General features: G+C 38.8%; 22 protein-coding genes and 1 pseudogene. 18 read left to right on the top strand and 5 right to left on the bottom strand.

Features of this window, described 5'->3' with window-relative positions; translation table 11 throughout:
* The first annotated feature begins 7 nt into the window (after window positions 1–7).
* Window positions 8–1,288: a nucleotide sugar dehydrogenase gene (locus F598_RS0108025; RefSeq protein WP_019038525.1), complete on the top strand. Its 1,281-nt coding sequence runs from the start codon at window positions 8–10 to the stop codon at window positions 1,286–1,288.
* Window positions 1,288–2,268, top strand: coding sequence for an SDR family oxidoreductase (locus tag F598_RS0108020; protein WP_026302599.1), 981 nt, complete (start codon window positions 1,288–1,290; stop codon window positions 2,266–2,268). Before F598_RS0108025 ends, F598_RS0108020 begins: the two co-directional genes overlap by 1 nt.
* A gap of 322 nt (window positions 2,269–2,590) precedes the next feature.
* Here F598_RS0108020 and F598_RS0108015 read toward each other — a convergent pair whose 3' ends face one another.
* Genes F598_RS0108015 through F598_RS0108005 form a run of 3 tightly spaced genes read right to left on the bottom strand, consistent with a single transcriptional unit; the run spans window position 2,591 to window position 4,276 of the window.
* Window positions 2,591–3,163 carry a YceI family protein gene (locus F598_RS0108015; RefSeq protein WP_019038523.1) on the bottom strand — a complete coding sequence of 191 codons (573 nt, stop codon included), beginning with the start codon at window positions 3,161–3,163 and terminating at the stop codon, window positions 2,591–2,593.
* 23 nt (window positions 3,164–3,186) lie between these two features.
* Entirely contained in the window at window positions 3,187–3,819 is a 633-nt protein-coding gene (locus tag F598_RS0108010; protein WP_019038522.1) for an NAD(P)H-dependent oxidoreductase, read from the bottom strand.
* Entirely contained in the window at window positions 3,812–4,276 is a 465-nt protein-coding gene (locus F598_RS0108005) for a MarR family winged helix-turn-helix transcriptional regulator (protein WP_019038521.1), read from the bottom strand. The genes F598_RS0108010 and F598_RS0108005 overlap by 8 nt, the downstream gene beginning before the upstream one ends.
* A gap of 161 nt (window positions 4,277–4,437) precedes the next feature.
* Between F598_RS0108005 and F598_RS0108000 the strand changes: the two genes are divergently transcribed.
* The 3 genes from F598_RS0108000 to dnaN all read left to right on the top strand — a co-directional run bounded on the left by F598_RS0108000 (window position 4,438) and on the right by dnaN (window position 6,343).
* The gene (locus tag F598_RS0108000) at window positions 4,438–4,749 is read left to right on the top strand and encodes a rhodanese-like domain-containing protein (protein WP_019038520.1); all 312 of its coding nucleotides are present in this window, start codon (window positions 4,438–4,440) and stop codon (window positions 4,747–4,749) included.
* 2 nt (window positions 4,750–4,751) lie between these two features.
* Window positions 4,752–5,150: a rhodanese-like domain-containing protein gene (locus tag F598_RS0107995; RefSeq protein ID WP_026302598.1), complete on the top strand. Its 399-nt coding sequence runs from the start codon at window positions 4,752–4,754 to the stop codon at window positions 5,148–5,150.
* 71 nt (window positions 5,151–5,221) lie between these two features.
* Window positions 5,222–6,343 carry a DNA polymerase III subunit beta gene (gene dnaN / locus F598_RS0107990; protein ID WP_019038517.1) on the top strand — a complete coding sequence of 374 codons (1,122 nt, stop codon included), beginning with the start codon at window positions 5,222–5,224 and terminating at the stop codon, window positions 6,341–6,343.
* Window positions 6,344–6,467: 124 nt separating this feature from the next.
* Here the strand turns inward: dnaN and F598_RS0107985 are convergent, their stop codons facing one another.
* Window positions 6,468–6,827, bottom strand: a complete 360-nt coding sequence (locus tag F598_RS0107985; RefSeq protein WP_019038516.1) for a DUF4870 domain-containing protein — start codon at window positions 6,825–6,827, stop codon at window positions 6,468–6,470.
* A 137-nt stretch (window positions 6,828–6,964) separates the two neighbouring features.
* Here F598_RS0107985 and mnmE point away from each other — a divergent pair, with 137 nt between their 5' ends.
* The 12 genes and pseudogenes from mnmE to F598_RS0107920 all read left to right on the top strand — a co-directional run.
* On the top strand, window positions 6,965–8,377 hold the full coding sequence (mnmE, locus tag F598_RS0107980) for a tRNA uridine-5-carboxymethylaminomethyl(34) synthesis GTPase MnmE (protein WP_019038515.1): 1,413 nt from the start codon (window positions 6,965–6,967) through the stop codon (window positions 8,375–8,377).
* A 240-nt stretch (window positions 8,378–8,617) separates the two neighbouring features.
* Entirely contained in the window at window positions 8,618–8,971 is a 354-nt protein-coding gene (locus F598_RS0107975) for a helix-turn-helix transcriptional regulator (protein ID WP_019038514.1), read from the top strand.
* Window positions 8,968–10,062: a site-specific integrase gene (locus F598_RS0107970; RefSeq protein WP_019038513.1), complete on the top strand. Its 1,095-nt coding sequence runs from the start codon at window positions 8,968–8,970 to the stop codon at window positions 10,060–10,062. The genes F598_RS0107975 and F598_RS0107970 overlap by 4 nt, the downstream gene beginning before the upstream one ends.
* Window positions 10,063–10,073: 11 nt before the next feature.
* On the top strand, window positions 10,074–11,804 hold the full coding sequence (locus F598_RS0107965; RefSeq protein WP_019038512.1) for a hypothetical protein: 1,731 nt from the start codon (window positions 10,074–10,076) through the stop codon (window positions 11,802–11,804).
* Window positions 11,805–12,022: 218 nt separating this feature from the next.
* Entirely contained in the window at window positions 12,023–12,328 is a 306-nt protein-coding gene (locus tag F598_RS15720) for a helix-turn-helix domain-containing protein (RefSeq protein WP_026302597.1), read from the top strand.
* Window positions 12,325–12,612, top strand: a complete 288-nt coding sequence (locus F598_RS0107955) for a helix-turn-helix domain-containing protein (RefSeq protein WP_019038511.1) — start codon at window positions 12,325–12,327, stop codon at window positions 12,610–12,612. The genes F598_RS15720 and F598_RS0107955 overlap by 4 nt, the downstream gene beginning before the upstream one ends.
* Window positions 12,609–13,532, top strand: a complete 924-nt coding sequence (locus F598_RS14945) for a BT4734/BF3469 family protein (protein ID WP_019038510.1) — start codon at window positions 12,609–12,611, stop codon at window positions 13,530–13,532. Before F598_RS0107955 ends, F598_RS14945 begins: the two co-directional genes overlap by 4 nt.
* On the top strand, window positions 13,529–15,277 hold the full coding sequence (locus tag F598_RS0107945; RefSeq protein ID WP_019038509.1) for a DUF3987 domain-containing protein: 1,749 nt from the start codon (window positions 13,529–13,531) through the stop codon (window positions 15,275–15,277). The genes F598_RS14945 and F598_RS0107945 overlap by 4 nt, the downstream gene beginning before the upstream one ends.
* A gap of 170 nt (window positions 15,278–15,447) precedes the next feature.
* A complete protein-coding gene (locus tag F598_RS0107935; RefSeq protein WP_019038507.1) occupies window positions 15,448–15,726 on the top strand; it encodes a helix-turn-helix domain-containing protein in 279 nt (92 codons plus the stop codon).
* Between the two features lie 16 nt (window positions 15,727–15,742).
* Window positions 15,743–16,096, top strand: a complete 354-nt coding sequence (locus tag F598_RS0107930) for a four helix bundle protein (RefSeq protein WP_019038506.1) — start codon at window positions 15,743–15,745, stop codon at window positions 16,094–16,096.
* A 40-nt stretch (window positions 16,097–16,136) separates the two neighbouring features.
* Window positions 16,137–18,104: a site-specific DNA-methyltransferase gene (locus F598_RS0107925; RefSeq protein WP_019038505.1), complete on the top strand. Its 1,968-nt coding sequence runs from the start codon at window positions 16,137–16,139 to the stop codon at window positions 18,102–18,104.
* A 232-nt stretch (window positions 18,105–18,336) separates the two neighbouring features.
* Window positions 18,337–18,978: pseudogene (locus F598_RS0107920) on the top strand (Abi family protein); the annotation flags it as partial.
* Window positions 18,979–19,124: 146 nt separating this feature from the next.
* On the opposite strand, the gene F598_RS15820 reads toward F598_RS0107920, so the two are convergent.
* Entirely contained in the window at window positions 19,125–19,247 is a 123-nt protein-coding gene (locus F598_RS15820) for a chitin-binding domain-containing protein (protein ID WP_425413761.1), read from the bottom strand.
* Between the two features lie 192 nt (window positions 19,248–19,439).
* Between F598_RS15820 and F598_RS0107910 the strand changes: the two genes are divergently transcribed.
* On the top strand, window positions 19,440–22,568 hold the full coding sequence (locus F598_RS0107910; protein ID WP_019038502.1) for a type III restriction-modification system endonuclease: 3,129 nt from the start codon (window positions 19,440–19,442) through the stop codon (window positions 22,566–22,568).
* The last annotated feature ends 6 nt before the right edge of the window (window positions 22,569–22,574 follow it).

Here is a 22,574-nt window from a genome sequence, read left to right as displayed (position 1 = left end):
CTCATTTATGAGCCAACCTAAAATTGCAGTGATTGGACTTGGATATGTAGGACTACCCTTAGCGGTAGCTTTTGCAGAAAAATATCCGGTCATCGGTTTTGACATTAACCAATCCAGAGTGGATGAACTCCAAAGCGGTAAAGACCATACTTTAGAGGTATCTGACGATGATCTTCAAACAGCCTTAGCCAGTAATGAAACAGTTGGGCTGAAACTTTCAACAGATCCTGAGGACATTAAGGAGGCTACAATTTTTATTGTAACAGTGCCTACCCCAACAGATAAAAACAGACAACCAGTCTTAACTCCTTTGATAAAAGCCAGTGAAACCATAGGTAGGCTTCTAAAAAAAGAGGATATCGTAATTTACGAATCTACTGTCTATCCAGGGGTGACAGAGGAAGTGTGTGTTCCAGTACTGGAAGAGTTTTCTGGTCTTACTTTCAATACAGATTTTTTTGCGGGTTATTCGCCAGAGCGAATTAATCCAGGAGATAAATTACATACGGTAACCTCTATTCTAAAGGTCACTTCGGGTTCTACCCCAGAAGTTGCTGAAAAAGTAGATCAACTTTACGCTTCTGTCATTACAGCTGGAACGCATTTAGCCAGTAGCATTAAAGTCGCTGAAGCCGCTAAGGTGATCGAAAATTCCCAAAGAGATATCAACATTGCGTTTGTTAATGAGCTTTCCAAAATTTTTAGATTATTGAATATCGACACCAATGATGTTTTGGAGGCAGCTGCTACCAAATGGAACTTTACCAAATACACTCCTGGCTTGGTAGGTGGACATTGTATAGGAGTTGACCCCTATTATTTAGCACAAAAGGCACTGGAAGTTGGTTATAATCCAGAGATTATACTATCAGGTAGACGTATGAATGACGGCATGGGTAAATACGTGGCTAATGAAGTCATAAAGCTCATGTTGAATAAAGAAGCCAAAGTTAAAAATGGGAAGGCTTTAGTTTTGGGCATCACTTTTAAAGAAAACTGTCCCGATACCAGAAATACAAAAGCAATAGATGTGATCGAAGAATTAAAAGCCTATAATATGCGGGTTGATGTTTGTGATCCCTGGGCTAACAAAGAGGAGGTGAAAACTCTATTTGGAATTGACTTACTAAGATGCGAAGAACTTAATTCGACCTACGATTCGATTGTTTTAGCCGTCTCGCACAAGGAATTTTTAGACTTAGATTTCAAGGCTTTAAAGAATGACAGATCTGTCATTTTTGATGTTAAATCGTTTTTACCAACCCACCAAATTGATGGCCGATTATGATGTATACTGAGGCATACCATAACACTGATTTAAGTCAAGTTAATTTTTTAATCACAGGAGGTGCAGGCTTTATTGGATCGAACCTGGTTGAATACTTACTAAAATTTGGTGCAAAAAACGTTCGAGTATTAGATAATTTATCCAACGGGTATCGAGAAAATATCACTGAATTTGAATCTGAATCCAATTTTGAATTTATAGATGGAGATATCAGAAATCTTGAAGACTGCGAAAAAGCTGTAGAAGGAATAGATATCGTCCTCCATCAAGCAGCATTAGGCTCTGTACCAAGATCTATTGATGACCCCATAAAAAGTAACGAGGTAAACGTTTCCGGGTTTTTAAATATGCTAGTCGCCAGTAAAGGTTCTGAAAGTGTCAAGCGTTTTGTTTACGCGGCCTCAAGTTCTACCTATGGAGACTCTCCTACCCTTCCAAAGGTTGAAGATGTTATAGGTAAACCCCTGTCTCCATATGCTGTGACTAAGTATGTCAACGAATTGTATGCCGATGTGTTTGCAAAAACTTACGACATGGAAATCATCGGTTTGCGCTACTTCAATGTTTTTGGACCCAAACAAAGTCCACAAGGAGCTTATGCTGCAGTAATACCACTGTTTATGCAGGCCCTAAAGGACAAGACTCCACCAACAATTAATGGGGATGGCGAACAGACCCGGGATTTTACATTTGTAGAAAATGCAGTTCAGGCGAATATTAAAGCTGCTTTTGCAAAAACTGAAGCCACAAATAAAGTTTATAATGTGGCTTGTGGTGAACGTATTAGTTTAAATAGGCTCTGGAATGATCTGCAACAGGCTTCTAACACAGAATTAGAGGCTAATTATGGCCCACCAAGACGTGGAGATGTAAGAGATTCTTTGGCTCAAATTGATAAAGCCAGGGAGTTTTTAAATTATAATCCGAAATTTAATGTGAGCGAAGGGTTAAAGATGACCTGGACGTATTTCAATGATTGAAGTTCGGATTGAGTCTGAAATCTCTTGACCCGTTGTGCATAATGAATTGGAATAGATAGCATTATGTCTTTTCGAGCCTGCCCGACGAAGTCATTCAGGCGGGTGATTTTTTGAAAAAATTGTACCTGCTAGCCGGCAGGCAGGTCGAGAACCTATTCACCTTTAAAAATTCTTAATCTCGATACAAATTTCACTCATTTCAATCGTGAAATTTACTTGAATTAACAGAATTTGTTTAGATGCACAAAGGGTTTTCTTAATGAAAATACATAAAAAAACCTGCCATTTCTGGCAGGTTTTAATCAAAATCAAAACAAATCAACTAAAATTTGAGATTGATAGCGAGATCGAATTCATCATAGATGGTATTATCACCTAAATTATCGAAAAATGATCCTGAACCATATCTTACGTTATATTTTGTTCTGTCGATCGTTAAATTGGTAGTCGCAGTGTTTTCATTCATCTTCATATCAAAGGCAATCGGGTTGGTTTCCCCTTTGATAGTTAAATCTCCTGAGATCCCGTAAATATCACCTTTTTTGGCTACAGTATTGATAACGAATTTTGCGGTCTTATAATTTTCTACTCCGAAAAAATCATCTGATTTCAAATGACCCATCAATTTTTGTCTACTATCACCTTCTAAATCTGTGACATCGATTGTGGTCATGTCTGCAGTAAATTCACCACCAACTAATTCTCCATCTTCCATTAAGAAATAACCATCTGATAGTTCGATAGTTCCCTCATGAGAACCTGTTAACTTTTCACCAGTCCATTGGATGGTACTTTCTTTAATGTTTACTTTTTTCTTTTCAATAGAACTAGTAAAGGCTACTAATGCTAAAATTACTGTGGTGGCTAAAGCACCTTTTAATACATTCATTTTCATTTGTTATTGTTTTTAGGGTTATATTAAATTCTTGTAAATAATGACTCTTTAGATTTTCTTACTTTTTTGGCATTCTGAAGTTGATCTTCATCACTTCGGTAGCCAATAGTTGTTAGCGCTACTGACTTCAAATTTTTGGATTTTAAATCTAGTATGTTATCAAACTCCTCTGGATTGAAGCCTTCCATAGGACAGGTGTCGACCTTAAGATCGGCAGCTGCAGATAATAAATTACCTATGGCAATATAAACCTGACGAGATGCCCATACTTCCTTTTCATGTTCTGAAAAGGTTAGAACTGAGTTTTGAATCATGTCCTTCAACCCCTGAAAATCTTCTTTGGGCTGATTTCTGGTTTGACTGTTATTTTCAATAAACTCATCTAAATAGTTTTGATCAATATCTGTTCTGTAAGCAAATACAAGCAAACAAGATGAATCTGTAATCTGCGGCTGATCAAAGGCAGCAGGTTTTAGCTTCTCTCTCATTTCAGCATCCTTGATCACAATCACTTCATAAGGTTGTAATCCATAAGAAGAAGCTGATAATCTGATTGCTTCTAATAGAGTTTCCAAATGTTCGTCTGAAACTTCAAGCTCTGGATTAAATTTTTTGGTGGCGTAACGCCAGTGTAAATTTTCTAAGTATTCATTCATAGGTATCTGTTCTTAATTTATTTAATAATGCATTTAAATTTTCTAATTCTGAAGTAGTAAGTTGATCTGTCATTCTAGCCTCAGATTGATCTACCACTCTACTTATTTCTTTCAAAGCTTCCAAGCCTTTAGCTGTAATAACGATATCAACTTTTCTACGATTGGATTCACATTGAGTTCGCTCTACAAACTCCTTTTTGATAAGTTTGTCAACTAGCCTAGTAGTATTACTCATCTTACTTATCATTCGGTCCTGTATGGTTTGTAAAGAACAAGCTTCTCCCTGTCTTCCTTTTAAAATTCGCAGGACATTAAATTGCTGAGGAGTAATATCGAAAGGTTTTAGCACCCTTGCGATTTCATCGGAAACCCAGTTTCCTGTATATAAAAGATTAAGTAAAGCTCTTTTACATTCTGGAAGGCGTTTCGATATTTTTAATGTTTCCTCAATTATCATGTCAATACAATTGTTGTCGATACAAATGTAGTAGCTATTGTTATATAAAAAATTCAATGTTTTGTTAAATTAAATTTCTTGATTTCCTAATAGAAATCAGCCTTAAGTACTATCAACTGTATGGAAAGTTGTATTTTTACCTTATCAAATGAAATTATACAATGGAAAATTTAAATGAAAAAGATTGGGTAGAAGGCCTAAACTCTTCAAACCAGGCAGAAATCATAGATGTAAGAACACCAAACGAATTTAACGAGGGGTATATTGAAGGCGCTAAGTTGATAAATATTCAGGATTCTTCTAAATTTATGGAGGAGATTGAAAAATTACCTAAAGACAAAGATTACTACGTGTATTGTAGATCTGGCAGACGCAGTGAAATGGCATGTCAATTAATGAACAAAGCTGGTATAGACAAAGCCTATAATCTTGAAGGAGGAATTTTAGGCTGGTCTGGTAGCGTTAAAAAATAAATATGAGATCTTTCCTATTTTTCATCAGTCTGTGCTTTCTATTTTTGAGTTCCTGTGAACCTAAAAAACCAAGTTCCATATTGCTTACATCGGAAGAGATGAAAGAACTTATTCTTTTAGATTCGGTACAATTGATCGATGTAAGATCGGTGGAAGCCTTTCGGGAAGGACATTTAAAAGGAGCGCAAAATCTAATATATGATGAGGACTTTATTGAGAAAATAAACCAACTGGACAAAACCAAACCTGTTGCGGTCTATTGCAGAACTGGAAGACGCTCTGAAAAATGTAGTAAAATTTTAAAAAAAGCAGGCTTCGAACAAATTTATCAACTTAAGGATGGGCTTTCACAATGGAAGTATAAAGATGAGTTGATTATTGATACTTTATCACAATATTGACTTTCAATTCTTAAGTCACATTATTATTCGACAGAAAAAAATATATTTGCATAGATCAAATACATTATCACATGAAATTTATCATTTCCAGTACATATATGTTGAAGAATCTCCAGACCCTTGGAGGCGTCATCAACAATAATAACACTATGCCGATTTTAGATAATTTCTTATTGGAACTCAATCAGAATTCTCTAAAAATTTCAGCCTCAGATTTGGAAACTACTATGAGTGCTACGCTAGATGTAGAATCTAGCGACCAGGGAGATATTGCAGTTCCTGCAAGATTGTTGTTAGATACTTTAAAAGCTTTTCCAGAACAGCCCCTCACCTTTAATAAACTCGATAACCATACGATAGAAATAAGCTCTGAACAAGGAAAGTATGCTCTGGCTTACGCTAATGCTGAAGATTTTCCTTCGCCAGTCTCAATAGAAGATCCAAGCCAAACTGTTCTCGTAGGTGATGTGTTGGCAACAGCCATCAATAAAACCATATTTGCTACAGGAAATGATGATTTAAGACCGGTTATGAATGGAGTCTTTTTTAGATTTACTGAAGAGGCTTTAATTTTTGTAGGTACCGATGCTCATAAGCTTGTAAAGTACTCTCGTACTGACATTAAAACCGATAGGCCAGCAGAATTCATTATGCCCAAAAAGCCATTGAATCTGCTTAAGGGTGTACTACTGGGCAGTGAAGAAGAGGTAAATATTGAGTTTAATGAGTCTAATGCCAAATTCAAATTTGAAAACGTTGAATTAACTTGTCGTTTGGTAGACGGAAAATACCCCAATTATGAAGCCGTCATTCCAAAGGAAAATCCCAATGTATTAACCATCGATCGTTCTTTATTTTTAAGCTCCGTAAGGCGAGTATCTATTTTCTCCAACAAGACTACCCATCAAATCCGATTGAAAATTGCAGGAGCAGAATTGAATATATCGGCTGAAGATCTGGACTACTCCAACAAAGCAGAAGAACGTCTTACCTGCGATTATCAGGGAGATGACCTAACCATAGGTTTCAACTCAAAATTCTTAACTGAAATGTTGAACAACTTAAATTCTGATGAGATTAAGATCAAAATGAGTTTACCTAACCGTGCAGGAATTCTTACGCCTGTAGATGGTCTGGAGCAAGGTGAGCATATTACTATGTTGGTAATGCCAGTGATGCTAGGTAACCAATAATTAGAAAATTTTAAAGTATTAAAAAAGCCTCCATTAAGGAGGCTTTTTTATTATAAACAAACAAAACAATGAATAAAAGGCTGTTGATATTTACGAAAAATCAACAGTTAGGGTTCAATTTAAATTACTTAAAAAACTCTATACTCAATGGGTAATGAGTCGGTTCACCATTATTGGCTTTTATGGCATTTATAATCGGAAATATGAGAGTTAGTAGTCCTACCGCAGCTACGATAACGAAGCCAACTAAAATCAACATTAAAGGTATGGAGACGAGGGCTGCGAGAAACATAGTAAGCTGAAAATTTAAAATCTGTTTACCTTGCTGATCCATATCCTCTACTTTATCTCGCTGTGTCAACCAGATAACCAAGGGCACAATAAAGCCTCCCAACCCTGTAAATAGGTTTAGAAGTTGAGACAAATGAGCAAATAATAAAGTTTGACGATCTTCTCTTAAAGATTGATCCTGATATACTTCCATGATTAGGTTTTATTAATTTGACTCAAAGGTTAACCATTTGTTACAAAAATTAACATTTTTTTTTAAAAATTAATAGACCTTACAGAAATATGACCAAAATAGATTCAGAATATCAATACAGGCTGTAAATTTGCAATATGATAAATAACGATACCATTGTTGCTTTGGCCACTGCTTCTGGAAGCGGAGCGATTGCCGTTATCCGTGTGAGTGGTGAAAAAGCCCTCGAACTTTGCTCTCCCTTATTTTTCGCTAGAAATGGGATATCCATTCTGGAACAAAAAAGCCATACTTTACAACTAGGGCTGATCAAGAATGGAGAACGGGTGCTGGATGAAGTCCTGGTAAGCGTATTCAGAGGGACTCGTTCATATACAGGTGAGCCTACGGTTGAAATTTCCTGTCATGGGAGTTCGTTTATTCAAAAAGAGATCATCCATCTCTTGATTTCTAAAGGTTGTCGTTCGGCTCAACCTGGAGAGTTTACCCTTCGCGCTTTCCTCAATGGCAAAATGGATTTGAGCCAGGCCGAAGCCGTAGCCGATTTAGTTTCCAGTGACAATGCAGCGAGCCATCAACTGGCCATGCAGCAAATGCGTGGTGGGTTTACCAATCAATTACAGGAATTAAGACAGGAGCTCCTGGATTTTGCCTCCCTAATGGAATTGGAGCTTGACTTTTCTGAAGAGGATGTTGAATTTGCCAATCGGGATCAATTTCAAGCTTTGGTTTTAAAAATCCAAAAAGTTTTATCTCGACTTATCGATTCCTTTGCAGTTGGAAACGTCATCAAAAACGGTATCCCCGTGGCTATTGTAGGCGAGCCGAATGTTGGTAAGTCTACGCTGCTTAATGCTTTACTGAATGAAGAGCGTGCCATTGTAAGTGATATCGCAGGTACAACACGAGATACCATTGAAGACGAAATCTCCATAGGTGGCATTGGATTTAGATTTATAGATACAGCGGGGATCCGAGAAACAAAAGATACCATTGAAGGCCTGGGTATAAAGCGAACTTTTGAAAAGATCAAGCAATCTCAGGTGATTATTAAATTGATCGATACGCCCCTACTCTTTGATGCTCAAGACGAATTAAACATCAAAGAATGGGACCGAGTTAAGGAAGATACAATTCAATTAAAAAAATCATTCCCGGAGCGTCCGTTCATCTTAATAGCTAACAAGGCAGACTTGCTATCTGAAGCTCAAAAAAAGACGCTCACTCAAGATTTTGAAGAGGTCATGTTTATTTCAGCTAAAGACAAAACAGGTATTGAAGTCATACAAAGCCAGTTGCTAAGCTATGTAGATGATGGCGCTTTACGCAACAACGACAGTATTGTTACCAACTCCAGACATTATAACGCCCTATTGCTGGCCTTAGAAGAAATCAATAAGGTACAGGAAGGTTTGAACCAGAATCTTAGTACAGATTTACTGGCTATCGACATTCGACAAGCCTTATATCATTTTGGTGAAATTACCGGAGAAGTGACTAATGATGAATTATTGGGAAATATTTTCGCTAATTTCTGTATCGGGAAATGAAGTAGTTTCTTTTGTTTAGTTAACAGCTTCTTTTACTGACACTTAAGATATTTTAGCTTCTTTTATTTGTTGCTAAACTGCTCTATTTTACGTATATTTGTTGCTAATCTGTTACTGATAGAAACAAAACTGTTTCTACCAACAAGTTTTCAGATTGAGCAGAGAAAACATGTTACATAGAGATACATTCTGATACTACCAGAGACCTCATGATGCATGTTTCTCGAATAAGAAAACGTCATGAGCAGCAACATTCAAATACCTAAGACTTGTCAGAATTGTGGTAAAGTATTTACCGCAAAGACTACTGTTACCAAGTTTTGCAGTCATAGATGTGCTTCACAGAATTACAAGAAGCGTAAACGTGAAGAGAAGATTCAGGAAGTTGCCCCTATCGTAGTTCAACAGGTTCAATTCAATCAGGAACAACTTAAAGACAAAGAGTTCCTCAGTATAAAAGAAGCTTGCTTTCTCATTGGAGCAAGTAGAATGACCCTGTTCAGACAAATCAAACAAGGGACTATTCAAGTTGCCAAGCTCGGCAGACGCACCATTATTAAAAGGTCAGAAATTGAAAAACTCTTTGAATCATGAAGGTTACACTAAGAAAACGCAACCAGGGCGGCAAGACAAGCTTATACCTCGACTACTACCACAAGGGAAAGAGAAAGACAGAATACCTAAAGCTATACCTTGACCCCAATCCTAAGTCTAAGGATGAACGAGAACTCAACAAGAAAACTCTACAACTCGCTGAGACCATTAGAGCACAACGTCAAATTGAAATTCAGAACGGTATTTATGGATTCCGTGATAATGAAAAGATGAAGGGCAGTTTCCTTGCCTACATTGAATTACTATCAGAGAAGCGTTCAGGAAGCTCAGGAAACTACGGAAATTGGAAGAGTATGCTGAAGCACTTAAAAGCTTTCGCAAACCCCAAAGTCACCTTTGCCGAAGTGGATAAGAAGTTTGTGCAGGACTTTAAAGAATATCTCGATAATGAAGCCATAGCACACAGCAATCAGGGATTATCTCAAAACTCTAAGTACTCTTATTTCAACAAGCTGAGAGCAGCTTTAAAACAAGCTATTAAGGACGGAATATTACCTACCAACCCTGCTGAAGGTGTGGATGCATTTAAGCAGGGAGAACCAGAAAGAGAGTTCCTAACGCTTGAAGAATTACAAGCAGCCGTTGAAGCTGAATGCGATATGCCTCAACTCAAATCAGCCTTTATATTCTCTTGCCTTACAGGGCTGCGTTGGTCAGACATTCAAAAGCTACTTTGGTCAGAAGTGCAGCACTCTAATGATTTAGGGCATTATATCCGTTTCAGGCAACAGAAAACCAAAGGAGCAGAAACACTTCCTATCTCAGAACAAGCAGTCAGTTTATTGGGTGAACGAAAGGAACCAACAGATAGAGTCTTTAAAGGACTGGAATACTCTTCATGGCATAATCTAAAGCTGCAGCAATGGATGATGCGTGCAGGAATAACAAAAACCATTTCCTTTCACTGTGCCAGGCATACCTATGCTACTCTGCAGCTTACAGCAGGAACAGACATTTATACCGTATCAAAGCTCTTAGGGCACCGTGAACTCAAGACCACACAGATTTATGCCAAAATCATTGATGACAAGAAGAAAGAAGCAGCCAATAAAATCCAAATTAAACTCTAACCCCTACTGCGATGGCTGAAGACAACGAACAAGAAGAAAAGCAGGAAGGGCTACCAAAATTTGATTGGGCTAAATTTCAACGCAACCGATTCACCTATAAATGGCAGTTCTACTCTGAAGAACACGACCACCATTTTGAATACGTGGACGACTACCTCTATGAAAAAGGTGCTATCATGGAAGGCAAAGAGCGTACTGAATGTGTTGAAGTAGGACTATATAAAGGACCAAAGAAGCCACCTTGGGATTTCCATATCAGATACAGCAATTGGCAGCTTGCATTACGAGTAGAGTTTTTTAAAGAAGTATTTGATGAACGTGCCTTTGTCGAAGGCTACCAACCGCAACACAAGTACGTTAGATTGGTAATCCCACCAACCATACACCATGAGATACTCAACGTTATTAATGACTTTGAGCTACTTCATATTCGTGACTTGCTTTTAGAACTCATAGCTACAGCCCAGGATACCTATATACGGGATGTTGCTTTTTGGGAAAGACCTGAAAATCAAAAGCTGATTACCTCAGCTGAGAAAGAAACAGAGAAGGCTATTCAAGTCATAGACCAATCAGGTGTAGATATGAAGTCATGGCGTGAATTTGAAGGTAAGGTTCGCCCACAGTTAAACCACATAAAGTTTGTATTCAACACAGGCACAATCAAGTTAGAGCATGAATGGCTTGCCCGTGAGTTCGTTGAGAACATGAAGCGTGCTTATGATGATTTGCACTACAAGGATTGGAAGAAAGACCTCGCTCGTTATCCTGCAAGATTTGATGAGAATGCACATAAAGCTAAATTCAAATACAGGTTGGCTAAATCGTACTACAACCTATTTACCAAAGGCAAGTTTTTTAAAGTTACTAAGGCACAACCTTACCCTAACAGGCTGATGCTTTGTATTGCCAAACTCATTGAGTTCTCATTGATTCCTGTTGGGGATTGGGAAGACCCTGATGATGTAAAAGTTAAGCACATTCGGAATTGGCTCAAACGAAATGACCTTGAACCAAAACTCACCTATGCCGAAGTACCAGCTGATCTAGAAAAGCTAAAGCAGTACTTTGAGCCTAACTTCCTCGAAATGGCTGATGCTACAAAACGGGCAGATGCTATTTCAGTGGCTTTCTTCATTTGTCAACGCTTCGATATTCAAGACTTATTGCCAGACCTCATTCACATTGCTTCCTGCATTAAAGAAACCAATTGGCTTGTTGGTCACCAAATGACTTCAAACAATAGGATGAATGAACCAGAAATCCCTGAAATGAATGCCTTTAGATTACTCATGAACGGTGTAAAAGGAAAAAAAAAGCTCACTTCTTTAAAGTTCACTTTAGAAGGTGAAGACGGAGAATATGAGCTTTCTTCACGCTTACCTATGTTCCTTGTAGAAAAGGCATTACGTGAATACTATGAAGGCTATCGTGTAGAGTTTGATACTGATGCTATACCCACTTCCTTCAAGAAAAATGAAGACGGTGGTATTAAGGTTGAAAAAGAAAGCCGAATCAGTGAACCACATGAAAGGTATTTAGTCCGATTAGTACACGGACTCTATAACTACCTTAAAGACCATTCAGGAATTGACGAAGGTGAAATTCTACCAGGCGAACAGTACTATGAGATCATTGCCCTACTGTTCAAAGAAACTTGGGTTTTCTACATGAAGTACGTAGATGACAGAGCAATTATTAAGCAAATTAAAGAATGGCACCAATTAACCCCTGAAAGTTAACTTCTCTTTTTAAGTAGCGACATTTTTATTTCAGTCTAACTAACTGATTTTCAATAGGAACAAAAGCTCACAAAAGTGGGCTTTTGCTGTTCCTTTCTACCCCTTACCCTATAGCTTCCTTTGTATCACAGAAGCGGATAAAAGCCTTCGTGCCTTGGTTTTTTGAAGCTTCTGAAAGGCACGACAAACTTCATTGTAAAACTTTAAAAAATAGAAGAATGTCAACAGATATATTGATACAAAAATTGGAACGCATAGAGACCCTAATCGAACAACAGGGAATCTTACGCAAGGACGTGCTCAACTTTAACGAAGCATGTCAATACTTGGGGCTGAGTCAGTCTCACATGTACAAACTAACGAGCAGTAAGTCAATACCGCACTTCTGCCCTCAGGGCAAAAGGCTCTATTTCAAACGTACTGAGTTAGACGATTGGCTGCTGCGCAACCGAACGGATACTCAGGATGAATTAGACCAGCAAGCAGCGGATTACTTAATCAAAAAAGGAAGGGTAAAGTTATGAGCGAAATCGTAGACCTTATCCTGAAGCTTTCTCAGGAAATTAAAGTAATCCATGCCTACCTGCAGCAATTCCACAAAACACGCTTAGAAAGATTTAAAGAAGTGTGGGTTGATGGGCAGGACGTAATGCAACTGCTACATATCAGCAAGCGGACTTTACAGTCCTTGCGTGATAATGAAACCTTGCCTCACAGCAGAATCAACGGCAAGTTCTATTACAAGCTCTCTGATATAGAAGCCTTGTTGGAATCGAATTACTCACCTTCTAAAACCCAACGGACATGAATTTGAGTAGAGAATCGATATTAGACAAAACGCATTACGGGCTTAATATTTATGCGCACGTACTGCGGCAATACTATCCAGGTGATACAGTCCTTTCCCTTGCGGGAAGGGATTGTAAACCCACCAAGAATCCATTCAATGCAGGCAAGCCTACATTGTGGATAAAGATAGTGGATGGATGCGCTGTTCATGTTGACACTGAACACGCTATACCGTTCGGTGATGCTTTTGACTTTGCAGCAATGCACTTCAAGCAGAAGGATGATGAGCTATTTGACACGCTGAATAGAGAGATGCACTTACGGATTGGCAGGCAATCATTCTACGCAGCACCAACACCTTTGGCGATGGCTGCAGAACCTGATGAGCCAAGTGTTGAAATTCCTGAGTTCAGCTATTTCACCAAACCTGTAACCAATACGGTTCCAAGTAAACAATTGAATCTGCTCGATGTGTACACTTTAATTAAAGGTGATGCCTACACAGACTGCACCAGCACACTCAGAGAAATTCAAGATGTAAAACAAGCAAGAGCCTATAAAGCCAGCAATTTCGATTATGTCACCTTCTCAGGTGCATTTTCAAAGCGGAATGAAGCTGCTATACAGCAGCATTCAGGCTTATTGCCACTTGACTTTGACCATGTGGATGATGTGGAAGATTTACGCAGCAAGCTGCTTGATGACCCAAGCCTTGAAACAGAGTTGCTCTTTGTTTCCCCTTCAGGTGACGGCATTAAGTGGGTTGTATCTGCCGATACTTCCCAGCTCAGCCATAAAGACTATTTCAGAGCGGTGGCGAACTACGTTCAGCACACCTACAAGTTAACCGTGGATCAATCAGGTAAGGACACTTGCAGAGCCTGTTTCTTGCCTCACGATCCACATGTATTCATTAATTCAAAATACCTAAGAAAATGACAAAATCGTTTAATCCTATAGAATGGCTTGATAAGCCAGAACAAAAAGCAACAGATACAGAGCCTAAACTGAAAGTAGTACCAAACTACAGTGATGATGACCTCAACGAAGTGAAGGCTATCATAGAAGAAATAGAAGCCAAACATATAGATATAGCTTCTGAATATGCAGAATGGCGCAACATTGGATTTGCCTTTGCAGATGCCTTTGGAGAAACAGGACGTGAACTCTTTCACCGTATCAGTAAGTTCTATGCTGAATATGACCTAAAAGAATGCAACGAGCAGTATGATAAATGCCTCAACGCAAATGGTAACGGAGTATCTCTAAAAACCTTCTTCTACCAAGCAAAGCAAGCAGGTATCAATATTGGCAAGCAGCAGACTGAAGAACCTCAGGATGAAAAAGGCATGCCTACTTTCCCAGGTTCTTTATATCCGCAACTTCCTGAGTTCCTGCAAAAGGTGGTTCACCATGCTACTTCTGATGAAGAACGAGATATTATTCTTCTCGGTAGCTTGGTAACACTTAGCGCATGTTTACCGCATGTATTCGGTATCTATGGTGGCAAGAAAGTGTATGCAAACCTCTTCCTATTTGTAACTGCCCAAGCCTCGGCAGGCAAAGGAAACCTTGCCTACTGCCGTAAATTGGTGAGTCCAATTCACAAGCAGTTAAGAGAAGAATCAAAGCTCAGGAAGCAGCAGTATGATGCTGACCTGAAAGCCTACAATTCTAAAAAAGGAAAGGATGACGATATGGAGAAGCCCACACGTCCACCTGAAAAGATGCTCTTTATACCTGCCAATAATAGCAGCACGGGAGCATACCAACTCTTGAATGATAGCGAAGGTAAAGGACTGATATTTGAAACAGAAGGCGATACACTTGCCCAGGCGTTCAAATCAGAGCATGGTAACTACAGTGACGGCTTCCGTAAAGCCTTTCACCACGAAACCATTTCTTACTACCGCAGAACAGATCAGGAGTATGTTGAAATTGAGAACCCTTGCCTTTCGGCAATGCTCTCAGGTACACCTAAACAGGTTTCAACGCTCATACCAAATGCAGAGAACGGCTTATTCAGCAGATTTATGTTCTACAGCATGAATATCAAGCCTGAATGGAATGATGTGTTTGCAGTGAACACAGACGAAGGTTTAGATGCCTATTTCGACCGATTGGGGGCTGAGTTTTATGAACTTTACAAAATTCTTCAGGCAAGCCCTGAATTACGTTTTGACTTGACTCAAGAGCAAAAGCAAAAGTTCAATGCATTCTTCCAAGAGAAGCAAGCACAGTACATTTCTTTACAGGGTATTGATATTGCCAGCATAGTCCGAAGAAGCGGACTCATAGCCTTTAGAATAGCCATGATTCTAACCGTGCTCAGAACCATGGAAACAGGTGATATATCAGAAAGATTGGTATGTACAGACCAAGACTACCAGACAGCCTTAAATATGGTGAATGTGTTGCTAAAACACAGCGATAAGGTCTACACACAAATGCCCAAGGAAGAAACCATGAAAAAGCGTAAGAACATTCGCCAGCAGTTCTTAGATGCCTTACCCAAAACCTTTGATCGCAAGACGTATGTGAGTGCAGCTGATAGATTGGGAATAAAGTCTAAAACTGCAGAAGGCTATATCAAGAAGTTTGTGGAGTCAGGATTGCTTGACCACCCCAAACACAACCACTATGTAAACCTTCAAATACCCGATAAGCAGGAGAAGCAAACGTAGTATTTTTAAGGATTCTCAGGATTTAGAGTAAGCCGTGGATAGCAGTATCCTCGGCTTTCTTTATTTCCGCCAATTCCTACACTTCTTTTATTTCGGTTTTCTGTTCTTTCTTCTCTTGAATCTTCTTATATTGTCCGAAATTTGTCAAGTCACTTAAAGAATAGACAAACATGATTGGTGATAAGATTCGGGAACTGCGTGAAAGTGAGAATATACTGCTTCGTCAGTTGGCAGCTCAGTTAGATATGGACACTGCTATGCTCAGTAAAATGGAACGTGGTGACCGCTTTTTCAGGAAGGAAGACATAGTTGCACTTGCTAAAATATTCAAGCAGTCTCAAAAAGACTTGCTTACCCTTTGGTTAGCAGACAAAGTGCTGAAAACCATAGAAAACGAAGAACACAGAAAACAAGCCTTGGAGCTTGCAATTAAAAGTATAAACGCATAATGAAAAGTGAAAAACGATGGCAAGCTCAGTACTAAAAGATAAAAGCTTTGCATTTGCATTGAAGGTGGTAGCCGCAGCGCAGAACCTACAGCATGAGCAAAGAGAATATGTATTGAGTAAACAACTACTTAGGAGTGGTACTGCTATTGGCGCATTAGTGAGAGAAGGAGAATTTGCCCAAAGTAGAGCCGATTTTGTAAGTAAGATGAGCATTGCTTTAAAAGAAGCGAATGAAACGGATTATTGGATTCAGTTATTAGCTCAATCGGGTTATGCTGAAAAAGCGAATTTATCCGCTTTAGAGCCTCTTTGTAAGGAACTCATTGCCATATTGGTTTCCACTGTTAAAACAGCAAAAGCAAATGCCTAAACTATTCACTTTTCACTTTAATATTTTCACTCAATAGACGATGGATATAGAAAAATTAGACCTCAAATCACCCGACTTGGTGAACGAAAACTTTGAAAAGCTTGCAGCCCTCTTCCCTAACTGCGTTACAGAAGGTACTGAAGGCAAAGCCATAGACTTTGACCTGCTCAAGCAAGAGCTAAGCCATGCCGTGGTAGAAGGCAATAAAGAACGTTACCGTTTAGAGTGGCCAGGTAAACGAGAAGCCATAGTAACCGCCAACCTACCCACTACCAAAACCCTGCGCCCTGTACGAGAAGACTCTGTAGATTTTGACAACACCGAAAACCTCTACATAGAAGGCGACAACTTAGAAGTGCTCAAGCTACTGCAAGAAAGCTACTTGGGTAAGATTAAGATGATCTATATAGACCCGCCTTACAATACAGGTAAGGACTTTGTATACAAGGATAACTTTAGCAAAGATGCTCAGGAAGAACTCATAGAAAGCGGACAGAAGGACGAGTACAACCAACGCTTGGTAGCCAACCCTGAATCAGCAGGACGCTATCATTCTGATTGGTTAAGTATGATGTACCCAAGGTTGAAGTTGGCCAGAACCTTGCTAAGCAATGATGGTGCAATATTTATTTCTATCGGTGTTGAAGAAGTGGCTAATCTCAAGCGTGCAATGGATGATATTTTTGGAGAAGCCAATTTTATAGAAGTATTTTCTTGGGTAAAAACTTCTACACCGCCAGCTCTATCTACTAAGTCAAGAAAAACAAATGAATATATTCTATGCTATGAAAAGAGTTGGAACCCATTTAAGTACAATGGTGAACTACTTGAAGGTGGTGACCAACCTTTACTTAATTCAGGTAACAGTGTTCGCACCTTAACATTTCCAAAAGATAAAGTGCTATTTAAGCCCGATAAATTCGATGACGGATCTCTTTCAGCAGGTAAGCCAGATAGGGTTGAGTTATTGGATGATATTGTAATAAATTCAGGTTACTCAACAACGGATTTTCGGTTAAGTGGTGAGTTTAAGTGGACTCAAGATTTTTTAAATGAAGAACTTAAAAAGGGAACCACCTTTATTATCAAGTCAGATAAACTATCAATTAGGTTTATCAGAGATGAAGAAGGATACAAAAGACCTACAAATTTCATTAAAGACAAGTACACTGACCCTACAATTACCAAGAAAAAGAATGGTGTAGGAACAAATGAAAACGCTTCAAGCTATTTGTCCGATTTGATGGGTAGTGATGTTTTTAGTTACCCAAAACCAGTTTCTTTAATGAAATATTTATTCAACTTTCTTGCGCAGGATGGTGATACTGTAATGGATTTCTTCTCAGGTTCGGCCTCAGCTGCTGATGGTGCCTTGCGTTGGTCGGCTGAAAACGGGAAAAAGCTGAATCATATTATGGTTCAACTTCCTGAAAACCTTGATGAAAACTTAAAAACTGCTGATAGTAATTCAAAGAAAATTATTCAAAATGGTATTGACCTCTTAGATAGTTTAGGTAAACCACATTTTCTGTCTGAACTTGGCAAAGAACGAATCCGTAGAGCAGCTAATAAAATCAAAGAAGATACCAATGCCGATATAGATTACGGCTTCCGTGTATATCGCTTAGACAGTAGCAATATGCAAGATGTCTATTACAAGCCGCAAGACTATGATCAAAGCAACTTAGACCTCTTTGCAGACAATGTAAAGTCAGACCGCACCGCAGATGACCTATTGGCACAAGTCATGTTAGATTGGGGCTTACCCCTATCGCTCAAAATTGAGCAGGTAGATGTATCAGGCAAAAAGGTCTTTAAAGTAGCCGAAAACTCGCTTTATGCTTGTTTTGATAGTGGCATTGATGAAGACTTTGCCAAAGCCATTGCCCAAGATGAACCCCTACGTATTGTTTTCAATGACAGCGGTTTTAAAAACGATACTGCCAAAACCAATGTAAAGCAGCTACTCAAGCAGCTAAGTCCAGAAACTGAAATGAAGGTAATTTAATGAAGTGAAAAATGAATAACGAAAAACGAAAAGTTCTAGCAGTAGAATTATTCACTGTTCACTTTTAGCTTTTCACTACCAAAATTGACCCTTAAAAATTTGTAACCATGAGAAACATTCGTACTTTTGCATCTAATAATACCTGCCACGCTTCTCGTCAGATCAGCGCACCCGGGCAGGTTTTCGCTTTTTATAGGCTTTGTGTTTCCCAAAACCTTCAACTTGCAAGCCTATGAAGTATTCAAAGCAAGCCGTTTCTGTTACAGATCAAATTGCCAGATTAAAAGGTCGTGGTTTAACCATTACAGATGAGCAAAAAGCCAAATCTTATTTATCTAATATAAGCTATTACAGGCTAAGGGCTTACACTTACCCCTTTCAGGATAATAAAGATTCGAATCACCCTTTCACTTCTGAAATTTCTTTTGAAGAAATACTGAGCTTATATGTTTTTGATAGGCAGTTTCGATTATTGGTATTGGATGCCATTGAAAAAATCGAGATTTCATTTCGTACCCAAGTAATTTATCAATGGGCTATGCGATACGGCAGCCATTGGCATTTAGATGGTAGCTTGTTCCGCAATTCAGTACAGTTTGCCAAGCACTTCACTCACCTAAATAAAGAGATAGACAGAAGTACAGAAACATTTATTGACCATTATAAATCTAAATATTCACAGCCTAAAGAGCCTCCAGCCTGGATGAGCATGGAAGTAAGCAGTTTTGGTTTGTTGTCCTTAATGTTTAGAAATTTAAAATTAGGTCCAGAGAAAAAAGCTGTTCTCAAGCATTACGGTTTAAATAAAGTTGATGTACTTGAAAGTTGGATGCACTCATTCAGTAACATAAGAAATATTTGTGCTCATCACGGAAGGCTATGGAACAGAAGATTAACGGCACACATTAAGATTCCTACGAATACTAAAAATCAGTTTATTACCAATAAAAGCATTTATCCATACAAAGTGTATGCGGCTTTATGTTGTATGAAGTATACGTTGGACATTATAAGCCCTAATCACTCTTTTACAGCAAGACTTATAGAGTTGATGAAAACCTGTCCTTTAGCGCAGGAAAAAGAAATGGGTTTTCCGCACAATTGGCAAGAAGAAAAATTTTGGCAGTTATGATAAAAATGCATTTAGGAAGGAATAAAAAAATTTAAGGAATATGTTATTAACACCATTACACCCTGATTTTCAGGTAAAAACAAAGCTTAAGGAACATTTTAAGTCTCTTAAGGAACAAATGGAAATGAATAACGAAAAACGAAAAGTGGTCGAGCTAGAATTTTTCACTATTCACTCTTCACTTTTCACTTTATCAATGGCGCATGAAACTACAATTTAAAGAACAGGATTTTCAAATACAGGCAGTAAGTGCCGTAGTGGACTGCTTCAGTGGACAGCCATTGAAGACCAATCGCTTCACTTTAGAGCGCAGCAAAGAACTCATTAAGAAAGCCAAGCAAGCGGCTACAGGAGTTCAAACCATAGACTTTGAAATAGAAGAAGAAATTGGCTACCGTAATTCTGCTATCCAACTCATGGAAACGCAGATGCTCAAGAACGTTCAGGAAGTTCAAAAGAAAAACGACCTGCACGAAAGCCAACAGATAGAACGTCCACGTGGTGTAAAGTTGGGCTACAACCTAACCATAGAAATGGAAACAGGTACAGGTAAAACTTATACCTATATCCGTACCATGTATGAATTACATAAGAAGTACGGTTGGAGCAAGTTCATTGTAATTGTACCCAGCATTGCCATTCGTGAAGGGGTTTACAAATCATTTCAGGTAACACAAGATCACTTTCAAGAACTCTACGGGCACAAGATCAATCCATTTATTTACAATTCAGGTCGCCCTCAGGATATTGAGAATTTCGCTTCTGATAGTCGAATAAGTGTCATGATTATCAATACCCAGGCATTCAATGCCCGTGGTAAAGATGCCAGACGTATCTACCAGGAGTTAGACCAATTTGGAACTCGCAAACCCATTGAGATTATTGCCCAAACCAACCCAATCCTAATCATAGACGAACCTCAATCAGTAGATGGTGCAAGAACCTTGGAGAGCATGCAAGACTTTAATCCGCTATTCACGCTACGCTATTCAGCTACGCATAAAGTGGAATACAATAAAATCTATCGTTTAGACGCCTTAGATGCTTACAACAAGCGTTTGGTCAAGAAAATACAGGTAAAAGGGATAAACCTAAAAGGCTCTACAGGCACCAATGGCTACCTCTATTTGGAGAATATTAGTCTTAGCACCACCAAGCCACCTTATGCAGTTATTGAGCATGAAAAACGCACCGCTTCAGGTTCAATCAGTAAAAAGCGGGTTAAAGTAGCCGAAGGCTATAACCTCTATGAGCAGTCAGGCAATATGCCTGCCTATAAGAATCAGACGATAACTGAAATTAACGGCTACCTCAATAAAATAGTTGTCGGTGGCGAAGATGTGTATCCAGGTGATATTCTCAATGATAAAGATGAACATGCTTTCCGAAGGGTGCAAATAAGAGAATGTATTCTCTCTCACTTGCAAAAGGAAAAGCAGCTCTTTGGTCAAGGCATTAAAGTCCTCTCATTATTCTTTATTGATACCGTTGAGAAATACCGTGTCTATGATGAATTAGGAGACCAGCAATTGGGTGAATACGCCCAGATATTTGAAGAAGAATACGACAAGGTCAAGAACGAGTTCTTAGACCTCTTTCAGCAGGAATACAACGACTTTCTAAAAGATACAGAGCCAAGTAAAGTGCATAAGGGCTATATGCCTACAAACTTTGGAGAATACCTCAAAAGAGATTCTGCAGACCAGGTACACAATGGCTATTTCTCAATAGATAAAAAAGGGAAAACGGTTGACCCTACAGTAAAACGTGGAAAGGAAGAATCTGAAGATGTTTCAGCCTATGACTTGATTATGAAAGACAAGGAAAGGTTACTGAGCTTTGAAGAACCTACTCGTTTTATCTTCTCGCACTCTGCACTTAAAGAAGGTTGGGATAATCCGAATGTATTCCAGATATGTGCCTTAAAACATGCTGAAAGTGGCAGTTTAACCAGACGCAGACAGGAAGTTGGGCGTGGTATGCGTTTGTGCGTTGATAAGCGTGGTGTACGTCAAGACTTTGAGTTGGTAGGCGACCAGGTACACGAATTGAATAAGCTTACTGTAATTGCTTCTGAAAGCTATGAAGCCTTTGCCAAAGGATTACAGAAAGAGATAGCCGAAACACTCAAGGACAGACCACAAAAAGCAGAAGTAGATTACTTCGTAAGCAAGCTTGTTACCAATGAGCAAGGTGAAGAATTACGCCTTACAGAAGATGATGCCAAGAAGCTACAGTTCAAGCTGATTGTCGGTGAAGTCATTGATGAAGACTACAAAATCACCCCGAAGGGTAAAGAACTCATAGAGCAAGGCAAAGTGCCTTTACCCGAAAAGCTTGAACCTTTTAAAGAATCAGTCTGCAAACTGCTACAGACCATTTATACAGGTGCCGAGTTTAAACCAGAAGATGAACGCCAAACGGTAATTCTAAACACCAACAAAAACTTCGCTAAGAAAGAGTTCCAGGCACTTTGGGAGAAGATTAACCTAAAGACCATTTACGAAGTACAGTTTGATACAGAGCAGCTCATTCAGGATTCTAAAGTCAAAATAGATGCACAACTCAATATTGGAGACCGTGTATATGAAGTAAAGACAGGAGAATTAGAAGATGGTACAGCAGAGCAAATGAAGGAAGGTAGTTTGGTACGTGAGTCCAAACGGCAGTATATGAAGCTCAAGAATGATTTGTATTCCAATACGGTTTATGATGTTGTTGGTGAAATAGAAGTACAAACCAACCTCACTCGCAGAACCATTGTTGAGATACTGAAGAAAATCAAGCAAGAGAAATTCTTGTTGATCCGCAAGAATCCTGAAGAGTTTATCGGTAAATGCAGCAAGCTGATCAATGAAGTAAAAGCAAGCCTCATTATCAACAACATTGTCTATCACAAGACCGAAGAACGGCATGACGCCAAGACCGTGTTTACCAATGATAAGTTCGCTTTGCGTAAGTCAGAATTGCTCAAAAAGCACATTTACGACTTCTTGACTTCCGACTCAAAGATTGAATCAGACTTTGCTACTGCATTAGAAAACAGCACCGAAGTTGTGGTCTATGCCAAGCTTCCAAAAAGTTTCTATGTGTCCACACCAGTAGCCAACTACAGTCCTGATTGGGCAATTGTGTTTGATAAAGACAAAGTGCGCCATATCTACTTTGTAGCCGAGACTAAAGGATCTGATTCGGATATGGACTTACGAGAAATAGAGAAACTAAAAATCCATTGTGCTACAGAACACTTCAAAGAGATAAGCGGAGCAGAAGTGAAATTTGAGAAAGTAAGTAGCTACGAGAAACTAATGGACATTGTACAACTGAGTTAATGCTGC

Source organism: Psychroflexus tropicus DSM 15496 (genome assembly GCF_000378765.1).
Classification (GTDB): domain Bacteria; phylum Bacteroidota; class Bacteroidia; order Flavobacteriales; family Flavobacteriaceae; genus Psychroflexus; species Psychroflexus tropicus.
Note: the sequence above shows the minus strand (reverse complement) of the source record. Positions and strands in the feature narration are given on the sequence as shown.

Bases quoted from the DNA above. Each gene is read 5' to 3' on its own strand.
- F598_RS0108025 (WP_019038525.1), top strand. From the start codon at position 8: ATGAGCCAACCTAAAATTGCAGTGATTGGACTTGGATATGTAGGACTA.
- F598_RS0108020 (WP_026302599.1), top strand. From the start codon at position 1,288: ATGTATACTGAGGCATACCATAACACTGATTTAAGTCAAGTTAATTTT.
- F598_RS0108015 (WP_019038523.1), bottom strand. From the start codon at position 3,163: ATGAAAATGAATGTATTAAAAGGTGCTTTAGCCACCACAGTAATTTTA.
- F598_RS0108010 (WP_019038522.1), bottom strand. From the start codon at position 3,819: ATGAATGAATACTTAGAAAATTTACACTGGCGTTACGCCACCAAAAAA.
- F598_RS0108005 (WP_019038521.1), bottom strand. From the start codon at position 4,276: ATGATAATTGAGGAAACATTAAAAATATCGAAACGCCTTCCAGAATGT.
- F598_RS0108000 (WP_019038520.1), top strand. From the start codon at position 4,438: ATGGAAAATTTAAATGAAAAAGATTGGGTAGAAGGCCTAAACTCTTCA.
- F598_RS0107995 (WP_026302598.1), top strand. From the start codon at position 4,752: ATGAGATCTTTCCTATTTTTCATCAGTCTGTGCTTTCTATTTTTGAGT.
- dnaN (WP_019038517.1), top strand. From the start codon at position 5,222: ATGAAATTTATCATTTCCAGTACATATATGTTGAAGAATCTCCAGACC.
- F598_RS0107985 (WP_019038516.1), bottom strand. From the start codon at position 6,827: ATGGAAGTATATCAGGATCAATCTTTAAGAGAAGATCGTCAAACTTTA.
- mnmE (WP_019038515.1), top strand. From the start codon at position 6,965: ATGATAAATAACGATACCATTGTTGCTTTGGCCACTGCTTCTGGAAGC.
- F598_RS0107975 (WP_019038514.1), top strand. From the start codon at position 8,618: ATGAGCAGCAACATTCAAATACCTAAGACTTGTCAGAATTGTGGTAAA.
- F598_RS0107970 (WP_019038513.1), top strand. From the start codon at position 8,968: ATGAAGGTTACACTAAGAAAACGCAACCAGGGCGGCAAGACAAGCTTA.
- F598_RS0107965 (WP_019038512.1), top strand. From the start codon at position 10,074: ATGGCTGAAGACAACGAACAAGAAGAAAAGCAGGAAGGGCTACCAAAA.
- F598_RS15720 (WP_026302597.1), top strand. From the start codon at position 12,023: ATGTCAACAGATATATTGATACAAAAATTGGAACGCATAGAGACCCTA.
- F598_RS0107955 (WP_019038511.1), top strand. From the start codon at position 12,325: ATGAGCGAAATCGTAGACCTTATCCTGAAGCTTTCTCAGGAAATTAAA.
- F598_RS14945 (WP_019038510.1), top strand. From the start codon at position 12,609: ATGAATTTGAGTAGAGAATCGATATTAGACAAAACGCATTACGGGCTT.
- F598_RS0107945 (WP_019038509.1), top strand. From the start codon at position 13,529: ATGACAAAATCGTTTAATCCTATAGAATGGCTTGATAAGCCAGAACAA.
- F598_RS0107935 (WP_019038507.1), top strand. From the start codon at position 15,448: ATGATTGGTGATAAGATTCGGGAACTGCGTGAAAGTGAGAATATACTG.
- F598_RS0107930 (WP_019038506.1), top strand. From the start codon at position 15,743: ATGGCAAGCTCAGTACTAAAAGATAAAAGCTTTGCATTTGCATTGAAG.
- F598_RS0107925 (WP_019038505.1), top strand. From the start codon at position 16,137: ATGGATATAGAAAAATTAGACCTCAAATCACCCGACTTGGTGAACGAA.
- F598_RS15820 (WP_425413761.1), bottom strand. From the start codon at position 19,247: ATGCATTTTTATCATAACTGCCAAAATTTTTCTTCTTGCCAATTGTGC.
- F598_RS0107910 (WP_019038502.1), top strand. From the start codon at position 19,440: ATGAAACTACAATTTAAAGAACAGGATTTTCAAATACAGGCAGTAAGT.